The sequence below is a fragment of the Streptomyces sp. NPDC044003 genome (genome assembly GCF_056435185.1).
In genome coordinates this window covers 496,875-512,128 of record NZ_JBWKFA010000007.1, presented here as the reverse complement: position 1 = coordinate 512,128, position 15,254 = coordinate 496,875, and the positions used below count along the sequence as shown (strand labels likewise).

At 68.7% G+C, this 15,254-nt stretch carries 7 protein-coding genes; 3 read left to right on the top strand and 4 right to left on the bottom strand.

The annotated features are described in order from the left end of the window. On the top strand, nt 1-1,347 hold a 1,347-nt coding region (locus AC07AW_RS28285; RefSeq protein ID WP_478818256.1), incomplete at its 5' end, for an APC family permease. Between the two features lie 9 nt (nt 1,348-1,356). On the opposite strand, the gene AC07AW_RS28280 is transcribed toward AC07AW_RS28285, so the two are convergent. After that, nucleotides 1,357-3,201, bottom strand: a complete 1,845-nt coding sequence (locus AC07AW_RS28280; RefSeq protein WP_478818255.1) for an APC family permease — start codon at nt 3,199-3,201, stop codon at nt 1,357-1,359. A 440-nt stretch (nt 3,202-3,641) separates the two neighbouring features. On the opposite strand from AC07AW_RS28280, the gene AC07AW_RS28275 reads away from it, so the two are divergent. After that, nucleotides 3,642-4,835 (top strand): cytochrome P450, encoded by a 1,194-nt coding sequence (locus tag AC07AW_RS28275; RefSeq protein WP_478818254.1) that lies wholly within the window; start codon nt 3,642-3,644, stop codon nt 4,833-4,835. Continuing rightward, nucleotides 4,832-5,053, top strand: a complete 222-nt coding sequence (locus AC07AW_RS28270; protein ID WP_478818253.1) for a ferredoxin — start codon at nt 4,832-4,834, stop codon at nt 5,051-5,053. The genes AC07AW_RS28275 and AC07AW_RS28270 overlap by 4 nt, the downstream gene beginning before the upstream one ends. A gap of 102 nt (nt 5,054-5,155) precedes the next feature. On the opposite strand, the gene AC07AW_RS28265 is transcribed toward AC07AW_RS28270, so the two are convergent. From AC07AW_RS28265 to AC07AW_RS28255, 3 genes are all read right to left on the bottom strand, one after another. Next, nucleotides 5,156-5,962 (bottom strand): hypothetical protein, encoded by an 807-nt coding sequence (locus tag AC07AW_RS28265; protein WP_478818252.1) that lies wholly within the window; start codon nt 5,960-5,962, stop codon nt 5,156-5,158. Between the two features lie 17 nt (nt 5,963-5,979). Next, nucleotides 5,980-6,600, bottom strand: a complete 621-nt coding sequence (locus AC07AW_RS28260) for a hypothetical protein (RefSeq protein ID WP_478818251.1) — start codon at nt 6,598-6,600, stop codon at nt 5,980-5,982. Nucleotides 6,601-6,699: 99 nt separating this feature from the next. Continuing rightward, on the bottom strand, nt 6,700-14,223 hold the full coding sequence (locus tag AC07AW_RS28255; RefSeq protein ID WP_478818277.1) for a golvesin C-terminal-like domain-containing protein: 7,524 nt from the start codon (nt 14,221-14,223) through the stop codon (nt 6,700-6,702). Nucleotides 14,224-15,254 lie beyond the last annotated feature (1,031 nt).

Below are 15,254 nucleotides of genomic sequence, written 5' to 3'. Positions count from 1 at the left end.
GTGGTCGTCTCCGGCCTGTGGCACGTCCTCACCGAGGGCCATGTCGTCACCGACTGGACCGCCGCGCTGACCGCCGAACACGGAAACGTCTTCGCGATGGTCGGCGTGGCGCTGCTCGTGTTCCCGAAGCTGGCGCTCGGTCTCTCCGGCTTCGAGACGGGCGTGGCCGTCATGCCGCACGTCCAGGGCGATCCGGGCGACACCGAGGAGAAGCCCGCCGGCCGGATCCGGGGCACGAAGAAGCTGCTGACCACGGCCGCCCTGATCATGAGTGTCTTCCTGATCTTCACCAGCTTCATCACCACCGTGCTCATCCCGCAGCAGGAGTTCGAGTCCGGCGGCCAGGCCAACGGCCGTGCCCTCGCGTACCTCGCCCACGAGTACCTGGGCAACACCTTCGGCACGATCTACGACATCTCCACCATCGCCATCCTCTGGTTCGCCGGCGCCTCGGCCATGGCCGGCCTGCTCAACCTGATGCCCCGCTACCTCCCCAAGTACGGCATGGCCCCGCACTGGGCCCGCGCCGTGCGCCCGATGGTCATCGTCTTCACCCTGGTCGCCTTCCTGGTGACCTGGATCTTCGACGCCGACGTCGACGCCCAGGGCGGCGCGTACGCCACCGGTGTCCTCGTCCTGATCTCCTCGGCCGCCATCGCCGTGACGATCGCGGCCCGCAAGGCCGGGCAGAAGGGGTGGACCATCGGCTTCGGCGTCATCTCCGCCGTCTTCCTCTACACCACCGTCGTCAACGTCATCGAGCGCCCCGACGGCGTGAAGATCGGTGCCTGCTTCATCGCCGGCATCATCCTCATCTCGCTCCTCTCCCGGCTCGGCCGCGCCTTCGAACTGCGCGTCACGCACGTCGAACTCGACGAGATGGCCGAGCGGTTCATCCAGGACATCTCACGCCGCACACCCCGCTACATCGCGAACGAACCCGACAACCGCGACGCCGACGAGTACCGGGCGAAGAAGGACCAGATCCGCGCCGACAACGACATCCCCGGCACCGAGGACTTCGTCTTCGTCGAGGTGACGGTCACCGACCCGTCCGAGTTCGAGGCCGGTCTCACGGTCAAGGGCGAGGTCCTGCACGACCGCTTCCGGGTCCTGACCGTGGAGAGCTCGTCCGTCCCCAACGCCCTCGCGGCCCTGCTGCTCCACTCCCGCGACCTGACCGGCACCCGTCCGCACATCTACTTCGAGTGGACCGAGGGCAACCCCTTCGCCAACTTCATCCGCTTCTTCCTCTTCGGACAGGGCGAGATCGCCCCGGTCACCCGGGAGATCCTGCGCGAGGCCGAGCCCGACCGCGACCTGCGCCCCCGCGTGCACGTCGGCTGAGCCCCGGCCTCAGCGCGAGAGGCGGAACCTGAGCCGGCAGATCACGGCGTCCGTGTCCCTGCGGACCGCGTGGGCGACGACCGCGCCCCGCTGGTTCTGCAGCAGCCGCTGCCACAGGTGCTCGGGCTCCGCCTCCGGAATGAGGACGGTGACCCGGGTGTCCGGGTGGGCGGCGGCCAGCTCCCGTACGTAGCCGGCGATCGGCCTGCCGAGCGAGCGGCGCTCGGAGGCGAGCCGGACGAGCGGGACCCCGGGGTTCCACAGCGCCCAGTCCCGCTCCAGGGCCTCCGTCGCCTCCCGGTCCTCCGGGTCGGCGTGGCACACGGTGACCGCACGCACCTCGTCGCCGAGGGAGACGGCGGCGGTCAGGGCCTCGCTGGTGACCCGGGTCAGGGACGAGACCGGGACCAGGACGAGGGAGCGCTCGCGGTGCGGTGGCTCGGGGACGTGCCCGACGCCGAGGCGGGCGCCGATCGTCCCGTACGCCCGGTGGACGCCCTCGAAGAGCAGGACGAGGAGCGGAAGGGCGATCACGATCAGCCAGGCGCCGTCGTGGAACTTGGTGGCGGTGACGACGACGGCGCTGACCCCGGTGAGAAGCGCGCCGAGGCCGTTGAGGAGCGCCTTGGCCACCCAACGGGGCCCGCGTTCGCGGCGCCAGTGCCGGACCATGCCGGTCTGCGCGATCGTGAAGCCGACGAAGACGCCGATGGCGAAGAGCGGGACGAGGGTGTTGGTGTCGCCGCCGGAGAAGACGAGCAGCACGGCGGAGACGACTGCGAGCCAGAGCACGCCGTGCCGGTGCACCTGCCGGTCGGCCTTGAGGCCGAACACGTGGGGCACGTAGTTGTCGCGGGCCAGCAGCTTCAGGAGCACGGGCAGACCGCCGAACGAGGTGTTCGCGGACAGGGCCAGAAGCACCATGGTGGCGAACTGGACGACGTAGAAGGCCGCGTTGTGGCCGAGCGAGGCGTCGGCGAGCTGGGCGAGCACGGTCACGCCCTCGACCGTCTGGAGACCGAAGCGGGAGATCAGCACCGACAGGCCGATCAGCATCACACCGAGCAGCGCTCCGAGGGCGACCTCGGCCCGCATGGCCCTGCGGGCGGCCGGGGCGCGGAAGGACGGCACCGCGTTCGCGATCGCCTCGACGCCGGTGAGCGCCGAACAGCCGGAGGCGAAGGCCTTGAGCAGGAGCAGCGCGCCGACGGTGGTGGCGTCGTCCGCCAGGACCGAGGCGTGACCGGCGGAGGCCTCGGTCGAGACCGGGGCGTCGCGGAACAGGCCGACGACGATCAGGACCAGGATCGCGCCGACGAAGACGGCGGTCGGCACAATGAAGGCGCGGGCCGAGTCGACGATGCCCCGCAGGTTGACCGCCGTGATGAGCACGAGGACGGCGAGACAGATCCACAGACGGTGGCCGTAGAGCTCCGGAAGGGCCGACGTCAGAGCGGCGACACCGGCGGTGACGGCGACGGCCACGTTGAGGACGTAGTCGAGGACGAGCGAGCCCGCCGCCACGAGGCTGGTGCGGCGGCCGAGGTGGGTCTTCGCCACGGCGTAGGAGCCGCCACCGTCCGGGAACGCGACGATGACCTGCCGGTACGAGGCCACGAGCACGGCCAGCAGCCCGGCGATGGCCAGCGTGACGGGCAGGGTGAAGCCGAGCCCGTACCCGCCGGCCGCCGCCAGGACCAGGACGATGGCCTCGGGGCCGTACGCCACGGAGGCCATGGCGTCGAGGGACAGCGCGGCGAGCCCGGTCACCGCCGTCAGCTTGTGCCGGGCACCGGTATCGGGAGGCTGTTCGGTGCCGGGTGCGGCGTCCTTCGCGGTGGTCAGAGCGGTCATGGGGCGGACTCCTTCGTACTCATGTCCGCTCAGCGTGAGCCCTGGTCAGGACGGCTTCCGTCCCTCCTGGCGCGTTCTTTGCGCCCGAGTGCCCTCTCTTCACGCGTTCTTGACGTGGGCCGCGGTGAAGAAGCCCCCGACCGGCACGAAACGGGAGCGTCCCGCCCTACGGAGACGTCGCGACGCCGCTACGAGAGGCCCTGGGCGAGCCCGGCCGCGATGCGCTGTCGCTCCTGCCGGGTCAACCGCCCTCCGGGCATGCCGCGACTATGACTTTCGACGGGAGCCATTGCAACGCAACGTTGCGTTTGACCGCAGACCATTGCATCAATTTCCGTGCCTGGCCTGGGGATTCACACTCCGGGCATTGACGGCACTCTGAACGCAACGTAGCTTTCGATCAACACCGAACACGTCATATCGCGAGATGAGGAATGGCCATGACCGAGCCCCTCCACACCGTCACGACGCTGCCGACCGAGCGTCCTTCCGGCTGCCCCTTCGACCCGCCTGCCGAGCTGCTCGATGCCCGCGAGCACGGCCCCATCAGCGCCTACACCCACCCGGGCGGAAAGCCCGGCTGGCTGGTCACCGGATATGACATGGTGCGTTCGATCCTGGCCGACCCGCGGTTCAGCTCGCGCAAGGACCTCATGAACGTCGTCGACTTCGAGCTTCCCCCGGCGCCGCCCGGTGAGTTCCTCCTCATGGACGAGCCGGAGCACAGCCGCTACCGGAAGCCCCTGGTGGGCAAGTTCACCGTGCGACGGATGCGGATGCTCGCCGAGCGGATCGAGCAGATCACCGCCGAGTGTCTGGACGCGATGGAGGCGGCCGGCCCGTCGGCGGACCTGGTGACCGTGTTCGCCAAGCCCATCCCCACCATCGTGATCTGCGAGATCCTGGGCGTGCCGTACGAGGACCGGGCGTCCTTCCAGGAGCAGATCGACACGTTCATGGGCGGGGAGGTCAGCGACGAGGAGCTGATCGCGGCCTACACCGCGACCCAGGAATACCTGGCGCAACTGGTGGCGGCCAAGCGCGCGAACCCCACCGACGACATCCTCAGCGAACTCACCGACAGCGACCTCACCGACGAGGAACTGAGGGGCATCAGCCTCATCCTGCTGGCGGCCGGATTCGACACCACCGCGAACATGCTGTCCCTCGGCACCTTCGCGCTGCTGCAGAACCCGGCCCAACTGGACGCGCTGCGCGCCGATCCCACGCTCACCGACGGGGCCGTGGAGGAACTGCTGCGGTACCTGAGCGTCGCCAAGACCTTCCACAGGACGGCGCTGGAAGACGTCGAGCTGGGCGGCCAGACCATCAAGGCCGGCACGACGATCGTCCTCTCGTACAACACCGCCAACCGCGACCCCGAACGCTTCGCAGACCCTCACGTGCTGGACGTCCGGCGGCCGCACGAGGGGCACCTGGCCTTCAGCCACGGCATCCACCAGTGCCTCGGCCAGCAGCTGGCACGCGTGGAGATGCGGGTCGCCTTCCGCGCGCTGATCGACCGCTTCCCCACGCTGCGGCTGGCCGTACCGGCCGAGGAGGTCGCCCTGCGCCCGGAGACGGCGGACATCTTCGGGGTCAAGAGCCTCCCGGTCACCTGGGACGCGAAGTGACCGCGCCGCGTCTGAGCGTCGACCGTGAGCGCTGCATCGGCGCCGGCATGTGCGCCATGACCGCCCCCGACGTCTTCGACCAGGACCCCGACGACGGACTCGTACTCCTGCTGCACCCCGAGCCGCCCGCCGCCCACCGCGTAGCCGCCCGCATGGCCGCCGGCGTCTGCCCCTCGGGGGCGATCACCCTCCAGGAGCCGGCACCTCGCAACTCCTAGGAAGAGCGGCGACGTTGTCAAGACTGTACGGGCAGCAGCGCGGCTCCGAAGACAGCCCCTGGCTCATCGCCGTGACGCGGCAATGAGGCAGGGGCGCCTTCTTCAGATGCCGAGCTGTCCTTCGCCCTTCGAGCCGGTGTCGAGGACCTGGTCCACCGGCGGCGTCGACACCTTCACCGGCTCGTCGAACCGGGAGAACGAGAGTCTCATCTCGTTGCCCTGGATCAGGCCCACCATGTGCCGGAGGTAGGGCTCGCCGTCGGCGGCCACGTACAGGGTCAGGCCCTCGTTCCCGTCGGGGCCGCGGAGCGGGATGAGCCGCTCGCCGTCGCGCTCCACCACGGGCAGCTGCTGGACGCCGACTCCGTCCCGCGGTGCCTTCGACAGCGCCTTGTCCAGGTCGCACTGGTCCTTCACGGCGGAGGTGAACGACGTGACCCTGAGGTACTTGCCCCGGGCCTGCGCCGTGCGCTTCTCGGCCTGTGCCGCGGCTTCGGGACCGCGACGGGCGGCAGCCACACGCATCTCCGTGAGTGCGACGTCGGTGTAGCGGACGTAGGACGCGTCGTCGCCTGCCACCCTGATGAGCTCGCCGCGTTGCATCGGCCCCATGTCGAAGGTGCCCCTGCAGTTGCCGCTCCGATCAGCCTGCACGGTGATCGCGGCGCCTCCTCGGGGAGCCCGGAGGGTGAACGAGATGCGCATCGAGTCCGCCTCACGCAGCAGGTCGAACGCCTTCTCGGCCGTCCGCTCGCCGGGCGGTCGTCCTCCGGACGTCTGCGGCGCTCCCGTGCTGCTCTTCGGGGAGGCGTCCGTGTCCGCCGTTCCGCCGGTGCATCCGGCCGACATCACCAGCACCAGGCAGATCCCCGCCACCCGTCCCCACTGCCAGGGGTGTTGTCTCTGCATGCTTCGCTCCCTTGTGGTCACGGCTGGGATCGGATCACGGCGACGCAGCACAGCGCCGCGAGGATCAGGCTCGCCGCCGCGGGCCCTGCGAGGGCCCGGGCGGCGGTGTCCGGAAGGATGCGGTCGGTCGGCGGGACGGCGTCCTGCGGGTCGAAGACCATCGTGAGGTTCTGGCCCGGGCGTGCGCCGGCGCCGCAGGTGCGCCATGCCTCGGTCGCGACCGGGGTGCCGTCGGGGAGCCGTACCGAGCAGGAGTTCTTGACGTAGTCCCGTCCCTCGTAGCGGTGGACGTGAACCTCGGTCACGACCACGGTCCGCGCTTCACCGCGCGCCGCGAGGACGGCCTGCGCCGTCTGGCCCGGTATCCACCATGCGAGGGCCCCGCCGAGCAGGGCGACCGCGCCGACCAGGACACGTCCGGCGTTCGTCGAGAAGAGGTACCAGGCGGCGGCCAGGCCCACGACGACACCGATCACCGAGCCCGCCGTGCTGAAACCGGTCAGCACACCCGTCACCGCGGCGCCCGCGACCAGGCCGGCGGTCACGAGGCCCACGACGGCGCCTTCCCGCACGAGCCGGGCGGGTGGCCGTCCCTCGAAGTTCGCCGGGCCCCACAGGAACGCCCCGTCGTAGGACATGCTGCTCCATTCGTCGTTCGGAACCGTGCGGAGAGGGAGCCGCCCGGGGTGCGGGCGCCGGGCGTGCCCGTACCCGCACCCCGGGCGGCTGGAATCATGTCACCATCCGCTCTCCCCGTAGACGGTGGTGTAGCTGGTGCCCCCGGCCACGTCGAAGAGCGTCACCAAGGTGACGCCGCCGCCGACGGTGTACACGGGATCACCGTCGCTGTTGACGACCCACGGATTACTGAAATCCGTGGGGAACGACCATTCGTCCTCGGAGTTGACCGCCCGGCTGTACAGGCCGTGGACGCCGAGCAGTGGGCCGACCGACGCATCGGCGCCGACGCCGGAGCCCGCGAGCTGGTTGAAGCTGTCCGCGTTGCTCCAGACGATGTCGAGGCTGGCGGAGGCTCCGTCGCCGACCGCCGGGCCGTGGCTCTCCGTGAAGCCGATGTCGTAGTCGCCGTTGCTGTTCTGGACGACCATGAAGCATCCCTGCTCCGCGTAACCGGTGTACATCGCGCCGCCGATGCCGGCGCAGATGCCGGTGGAGCCGCCGTCGCTGCCACCCTGGGTGAATCCGGTCAGCAGTGTGTGGGTCACGCCGCCGAGGAAGTTCTCCCACGCGGGGATGGGCTTGGGCTGCGGCGCCGGGGCCGCGGCCGGCTCGTCCGTGGACGGGGTGTCGTCCGTGGTCAGCTGCCAGCCGTTGCCCCATTCGCCCGGACCCGACGGCGTCTCGACGTCCTGGTTCATCCGGGGACAGGTGAAGCTGTTGTACCCCATGCAGTCCGGCTCGTGGCCGTCGAGCTCCACACGGCCGACCGGGTTGCCGCCGGTGAAGGCGTAGCGGTTGGCGGTCATCGGGTCCTCGCCGAGCCGCATGTCGGCCAGGGCGCCGTTGTACATGTCCCGGGTGGTGAAGCGGTTGAGCTCCGGGTTGTAGTCGCGGAAACCCATGTCGTAGGTGCCCGAGGAGACGTCCCACCGCTTGGCGTTGTAGCGGTACGGGTTGAACGCGTCCTTGGCCGGGTCGTCCGGGTTCGGCTTGTCGCGACCGGTGAACTCGCCGGCCTCGTCCTTGCCGTAGGCCGTGTACCCGTACGTCGCCGAGGTGTCGCCGGCCGTCGTGGTGACGGTCTCGACGTCGCCGCGCGCGTTGTAGCCGTACACGCCCAGTTCCTCGGTGGCTCCGGGGTTCTTGAGCTGGGACAGCCGTTCGCCCCAGGGCGAGTACTGGTACGAGGCGGTGACCGCGCCCGCGACCTCTTCGCTCAGCACGTCGGCGGAGAGGCCGAGGTAGTTGAACGTGGTGGTCTTGCCGCCGCCGGTCTTGCTGGTCGTGCGGTCGAACGGGTCGAAGGCGTACTGCGTGACCGACTGGCCGCCGCCGCTGGTGAGCCGGGACGTCTCGACCACGTGGTCGAAGCCGTCGTAGGTGTTCCGTTCCACCACCTTGCCGCCGCCGGTGACGGTCTCCAGCCGGCCGAACGGGTCGTAGTTGTAGTTCGCCACCGCGCCGGAGATCGTCGCCGACTGCAGGCGGTCGCGGTCGTAGGTGAAGGCGGACGTCACGCCCTTGACCGTCTGCGCGACGACGTTGGCGTTGTCGTCGTGCACGTAGGTCTCGGTGGACGCGGACGTCCCGCTCTTGGTGACCTTGGCGATGCGGTCCACCGGGTCATAGGTGTAGGCGGCCGTGACGTCGATGTAGGTCGATGCCGCGTCCGCGCTCATCTTCCGGCCGATGTCCTGAGCCGGGTTGCCGTTGGCGTCGTAGCTCAGGGTGTGCTGGGAGACGAGCGTGCCGTTCGCCTTCTTCTCCGTCCTGGTCTTGACGGACCCGTCGAGGAAGTAGGTGTGGTCGACCGTGTTCCCGTTGGCCTTGGTCTCCTTCAGCTTCTGGCTGCGAGCGGTGTACGTGTACGAGCTCACCCTCGGGGAGCCGTCGGTCGGGGACGAACCGACCGACACCGAGGCGACGAGGTCGCGCAGGTCGTAGGTGTACCTGGAGAACTGGTCGGGGTGCGTGACCGTCTCCGGCAGACCGTTGGCGTCGTAGGTGAAGGAGGTGTTCTTCTTCACCTGTCCGTCCAGCGACTCGGTGACCTTCTGGACCTGGTCGAGGCCGGTGTAGGCGACCGCGTAGGCGTCGATCCGGGCGCCGGAGGAGGCGTCGTCGATCGACGTCAGGTTGGCGTTGGCGTCGTATCCGTACGTGAAGTCGTTCTTCTCGGTGTCGGCCTCGCCCGTGGCGTTCCGGACGAGCTTGACGCCGTCGGCGACCACCTTGCCACCGCTGTTCTGGAACAGCTGGAGCTTCGCGGCGCCGCTCTGCGCGAAGGAGTACGAGCCGAGCGGTACCCAGGTGCCGTCACCGGTGTTCTGGTCGATCGTCTTGTCCGTGGTGCCACCGGCGTGCGTGACCGTGTACTTCGCGGTCGTGGCGGCTCCGGTGACCTTCGGGTACTTCACGTAGACGGTGTACGTGCCGTCCTTCGGGATGCCGAGCGTCCAGGTGAAGGCGTCCGTACCGGCGCCGGCGGCGTGGATCTGGTGGTCGTAGCCGTGCTGCCCGGTGGCGACGGCCTTCGTCCACGTGCCGGTCGCGGCGGTGTTCTGCGTGTCGGAGTTGTCGACGAGCACCACCGCGCTGCCGACGGGCACGCCGTCGTCCGACCGGGACTTCAGCTTGCCGTCGGGGAAGTACGACCACGTCATCGTACGGTTCGAGGAACCGCCCGCCGAGGTCAGCGTGCGCGCCGTCTGCTTGCCCAGCGCGTTGTACTCGTAGCCGGTGACGATGGACCACGGATCGGTGGACGACTCGACCCAGCCGTTGTCGAAGTACGTGTACGTGGTGTCGTTGCGGACCGTCTGTCCCTCGGACGGCGGTGCCGACACGGTCTTCACCCGGCCGACCTCGTCGTACGTCGTCTCGGTCCAGACCTTCCTGTTGTACCGGGCGTCCGCCGGGTCGTACGGCTGGATCTGCTGCTTCACCCGGTTGAGCGCGTCGTAGCCGGTCTCCGTGGTGAAGTCGTCGGCGGCGGTCGTGTCGACGCCTCGCGGGCTGATCACCTTGGTCGTGTTGCCCACCTGGTCGTACTCGTACTTCGTGGTGCGGAACGTGGTCCCCTCGTACGGGGCCTTGACCTCCTTCTCCTTGCCGCGCTCGTCGCGTACGACCGTCGTGGTGTTGTTGTCGGCGTCCGTCGTCGACACGACCAGAGAGTCCTTGTCGTACGCCTTCGCGGTCGTCTTCCCGGCGGCGTCGGTGACCGTCGTGACCCGGTGGTTCAGGTCGTAGGCGGTCTTGGTGGTGTAGTCGGTGGCGTCGGCGGTCGCGTTCTTCTTGGGATCGACGACCGTGACGAGGTTGCCGACGTTGTCGTACGCGTAGGACAGCTTGTTCCCGGCGGCGTTGACGACGGACGTCAGCTGGTTGACCGCGTCGTAGGTCCGAGTGGTGCGGTAGTCGTTCGGGTCGCCCGAGGTGAGTGTGCCCTTGGGTTCGGTGGTGGAGGTGAGGTTGCCGGCCTTGTCGTACGAGTAGCCGGTCCGGCGCTCGTCCGAGGTGGCGGTGTCCTTCGGCGCCGTGGCCGAGACGACCTGGTCGACCGCGTCGTAGACGGCGGTGGACACCGCTCCGTTCGGCGCTGTCGACGTGACGATGTTGTCGTTGGCGTCATAGACGGGGGCAGGGGTGGTGATGAGAACGCCCTGGTCCTGCTTCTTGGGCACCGTCCGCTCCGTGCGGCGGCCGAAGACGTCGTACGCCTGGGTGGTCTTCTTGCTCAGGGCGTCGACGACCTCGGTGACCTGACCGCGATCGTCGTAGGTGAACCACGTCGGGTTGTTCAGGGCGTCGGTGATCTTCGTGGGGTAGCCGGTGGGCCCGAATCCGCTGTTGACGGTCGGGTTGCCGTTGGCGTCGGTGGCCTTGGTGAGCTGGCCGTAGGAGTCGTACTCGTACGACGTGGTGTAGTCACCGGCGGTACCGGTGGTGGCGACGCCCTTGGGGTCGGTGACCGTCTTCAGGTTGCCGACCTGGTCGTAGCCGAACTGCCACTTCCGGCCCTCCGGAGAGGTCTTGGCCACCAGGTCGGCCGAGAAACCGTCCCCACGGGTCAGGTACTCGTACGTCGCCGCGTTGGCCGGGAAGACCCCCGGGGCGCAGTCCGAGGACGCGGGCACGCCGGCCTTGTTGTTCTCCGCGTCGCGCTGCCAGCGCGGATAGCCCGTCTTCTGGTCGTAGCAGTACGCGGTCTTGGCGCCGTTGGCCTCTTCCAGGTACGTGACGTTGTTGTCCGCGTCCCAGGCCAACTTGGTCGTCTCGGACTTCGCGTTCGTGCTCTGGACCGGACGGCCGAAGTCGTCCGTCACGTAGTCCGTCGCGTGGTTCTCCGCATCGGTGACCTCGGTGTCGGTGAACTTCGGGTTGGCGGCGTCGGCCGCGTACGCGAAGGTCGTGGCGCCCTGGAGACGGTCGGTGACGGTCTTGGTCCACCAGTGGTACTTCGGGTCGTCACCGGTCTGCGGGGCGTAGTACGTCATTCCCGTGGCGTTGCCGCGCGGGTCGGTCGCCTTGACGAGCTTGACGTTCTTGTTGCCCTGGGTGGCGTCGTACTCGAAGCCGAAGACCTTCGGCTGGGTCGAGCCCGCACCGTCGGTGATCTTGGTGAGCAGGCCCTTGTCGGAGAACTCGAAGGTGACCTTGCGGCCCGAGATGTCGGTCATCGACTTGATGTGGTCGATGATCTTCGGGTTGCTGCTGTCGGCCTTGGAGTAGTACTCGACGGTCAGCGACTGCCGGCCGGCGGGGTCGGTGATGTACTTGAGGAACTTGGTCGGCTTGTTGTTCGACTTCCGTTCCTCGTAGGTGTACATCTGCGTGTTGCCGTTCTTGTCCACGACGGACGTCATGTAGCCGTCGCAGCCGAAGAGGAACCGGGTGCCGTCGGGACGGGTCAGCGTCCAGGCGTCGGGGATCGGGTCCTTCAGCGGGGTGCAGTCCAGGCCCGACTTGGCGGTCAGCTTGTAGTGGACGCCCGCGGGGGCCTTCCAGGAGCTCGTTGCGGAGTCCCAGCGGAAGACGTGGGTGGTGCCGTCACCGTCCGGGAGACGGATCTCGGTCGGGTTGGGCTTGGGGTGGAACTCCAGCGGCGCGCCGAGCCGGGTCGGGCCGGCGACCTGGAAGGACCAGCCGTGACCGGAGACGGTGTCGGAGGTGTCGAGGCTGTTGTACGCGAACCTGGCGAAGGTGTTGATGCCACGGCCCGGGTTGGAGAAGGCGTTGTACTGCCACACGCTGTTGCCGGACGCCAGGTTGTTCATGACGGTCGAGCCGGCACCGGTGTTCTTGCCGGTGTAGGAGTAGAACTTCTCCATGCCGAGCTGGTTGGAGGTGGGGTCTTCCACCGCCACGTTCTGCTTCAGGCCCGGGACGCCGGAGGTGCCTGAAGTCCAGGTCCCGGTCGTCTTGTTGTAGACGTCCCAGGTCAGCACGTAGTCGGTGCGCTTGTTGCCGTTGTCCGAGTTGATCGGGGTCTTCACCACGGCCTGGAGGTCGATGCTGTCACCGGGGGCGACGTTCGCCGGCAGGGCGGTCTGGACCTGGTTGCCACCGGTCGTCACGTCCGTGCCGTCGGGCAGCGTCCACTTGTAGGTGAGGACGTTGTCGGCCGAAGTCCAGTTGGCGTCCGTGGTGTTGGTGAGAGTGAAGTCGACCGTGTAGTCACTGTTCGGAGTCATCCGGGCCGGGGTCTGCGGCGCGTAGTACGTCGACTCGGTGGTGGAGTCGATGTACGTGACCACGATCCTGGGCGCGAGCCTCGGCTCGGCGCCCTCGGACGACAGGAACAGGGTCCGCTCCTGCTTGGCGACCTCGTCGGCCATCTTGATGGCCACGCCCTTCTGCGAGGACGGGGTCGTGACCCAGGACTGGGCGAGTGAGGTGACGTTCCAGTCGTGGCGGGCCGGGTCGTTGGTCTTGGCCCCGTTGTCGGACACGACGGCGCCGAAGTCGCCGCCCTGCATGGTCCAGTTCGTGGCGGCGTCCGCCTTGACCCAGGTGGCGGACTCGTCGAAGTCGCGTGTCAGCGGGCGCAGTTCGTAGACGGCGCCGGTGGCGTCCTGCGCGGTCTGGGTGGACCACAGGCGCACGTTCGCGTCCAGGACCCGCGCGGTGGCGGGGATGCCGAGGGCCGGGAACTTCAGCAGGGCGCGGGTGTCGTCGTAGGTGGCGGAGTTGTTGCCGACGGACAGCCAGTTCTTCGGACCGCCGTCGTCGATCGTGTCGTGCGCGGTGGTGGTCTGGAGCGAGGACAGGGTGGTGTCGTGCGTCGCGGTGAGCACCTTGGTCGTACGGCCGGCCTTGGGCAGGCGGACGAGCTGGGTGGGGGCGGCGACGACCTGCCCGTCCTTCGTCTTGACCGCGACCATGTAGTAGTACGCGCGGCCGTACGGATCCGGGTCGTCGCCCTTCGTCGGCACGGCGGAGGTGTCCGTGAAGGACGTCGTGCCGGGGGCGACCGGTGCCACGAGCGTGGCGGCCGACGGGGTGAAGGTCTGGCTGATGGACCGGTGGACCTGATACTCGACCAGGTCGTCGCCGGTCCCGATCGGGTCCTTCTCCTGGTACGCGGACCAGTTCAGCTCCGCGCCGGTGTCGTGGATCGTCGTCGGGGCGGAAAGGTCGACGCCCTGCCGGCCGAAGGTCAGCACCAGGCGCGGGTAGTTGGCGGTCTCACCGCCGTAACCGAACTCGGAGCCCTCGTAACGAGGCCCGCCCTTGGGTCCGTTGGCGGACTCGTCACCGGCCTTGATCACGAAACCGTTGTTCGTGTACGTCCCGTCGATCCACTGCTGGACCGTCTTCGTCACCGGGAACGTGTGCCAGGTGTTGAGTTCACCGGGCTGCTTGGTGACCACACCACCCTTCGTGAACCGCACCGCGTCCGCGAGCACGGTGGTGCTGGTGGACGCCGGCCCGTCACCCAGGACCACCTTGCCGAGGGTTCCGGCCTTGAACGGGTGGTTGCCGAGGGTCTTCCACACGCCGGCCGTACCGGCCTGCTGGTTGACGAGGTACTGCTTGCTGCCGCCGTCGTACGTCACGGTGTACGGCGCGTTCGTCGCCCGGTCCGAGGCAGGGACGTAGTGCGTCTCGACCTGGTACGTGCCGTCCTCGGGAAGACTCGGCTGCCAGGTGTAGGTGTCACCGGCGACCGAATCCTTGTTGTACATGTACGTCTGGTTCACCGCGTACTGCGTGTACGCCGTGTTCCCGGAGGCAGGCCAGGCACCCACAGCCGCGGTCCGGCCGGCCTCGCCGTTGTCGACGACGACCGCCGTGCCCGACAGCTCACCGGTGAAGGTGTTGGCGCTGTCCCAGGTGGCCGTGTCCTCCGACCACGCCTGGGTGGCACGGTGGGCCTCCAGCTGGACCTCGGAGTCGCCGGTGGTGTGGTACTGGTCGAACCACAGCTTCAGGTCGGCGGAGTCCAGCTTGGTCCCGGCGGGGATGCTGCCGACGGGGAAGCGGATCAGTGCGCGTGACGCACCCGTCGACGTGTTGCCCACGGACAGGCGCCAGTTGTCCTTGTAGTTCGTCGCCGGGCCGTCCGACGAGATCATCACGTCCTGCGCCGTCGACGGCGTCGGCGCGATCGAGATCGTCGGATCGATCGTGACGGGGTACTGCCGCTCGGACGCGGCCAGCCACTTCGCGTCCGGCGTGACGGTGAGCTTCCAGCCCTTGCCGGACCGGCTCAGCTTCTGCGCCACGTTGCCGCTGTAGCCGGAGCCGTACGCGGCCTTGGCGTCCTTCTTCGCGTCCGTCATGAACGCCGCCGGGATGACGAGGACCGGGTCCGCGCCCTCACCGAAGAAGGAGATCGAGCCGTCCTTGTTCTGCTTCGGCGTCAGACCACCCGCGTCCAGGGTGAACGTGAAGGACACCGGACCGGACGGCTTCGCGCCCAGAACGATGTTCTCCTTCACCCGCCCCGGACCGACCCCGTACGACAGATCCGCACCGGACACTGCGTCCTTGTACGTCACCGTGTCCCCGGCCGCGACCGGGGACAGGTTCCCCGCACCGCCCGCCAGACCCAGCGTCACCACGTGTCCCGCGGCCTCGAACCTCAGCAGTCGGCCCGCGTCCGAGCCGAACGACGTGCGCGCCGCGTTCGTCGTGTTGGTGAACGGGAAACCCGCCACCGAACCCGGCCGGACCGTCGGGTCGATGTCCTTCCAGGACTTCCCCGCCCGATACCCGGTCGGGACGGCCGACACCTCGGCCTGCACCCGGCCGTCGGACAGCTGCCAGTACCGCGCGTTCGCCGTCCGCCGCGCCGTCAGCTCCGCGACGCGCTTCGGCTTTAAAGCCGCCTTGCCGTTCGGCAGCTTCTCCCGGCTCGGCAGCACCGGCGTTCCGCCGGTGCGCGGGGCCTCGGGGGTGACTTCGCCATCGGAATCCGAGAACCAGCCGTCGAAGACGCTGGTAATACCCTCGCCGTCATCGTTCGAAACTGGTGACGCATAGGCGACTTGTGGCAGCATAGTTCCGGCCACCGCCGCAACCACGAAGCAGGCTATTGCCCGCCCGTATCTCACTTTCACGCCATTCCCTCCATCGGTGCCCTCGCTCCGTAGCGAAAAGGGCA

Coding starts and splice junctions, on each gene's coding strand:
- AC07AW_RS28280 (WP_478818255.1), bottom strand. CDS start 3,201: ATGACCGCTCTGACCACCGCGAAGGACGCCGCACCCGGCACCGAACAG.
- AC07AW_RS28275 (WP_478818254.1), top strand. CDS start 3,642: ATGACCGAGCCCCTCCACACCGTCACGACGCTGCCGACCGAGCGTCCT.
- AC07AW_RS28265 (WP_478818252.1), bottom strand. CDS start 5,962: ATGCAGAGACAACACCCCTGGCAGTGGGGACGGGTGGCGGGGATCTGC.
- AC07AW_RS28260 (WP_478818251.1), bottom strand. CDS start 6,600: ATGTCCTACGACGGGGCGTTCCTGTGGGGCCCGGCGAACTTCGAGGGA.
- AC07AW_RS28255 (WP_478818277.1), bottom strand. CDS start 14,223: ATGATCTCGTCGGACGGCCCGGCGACGAACTACAAGGACAACTGGCGC.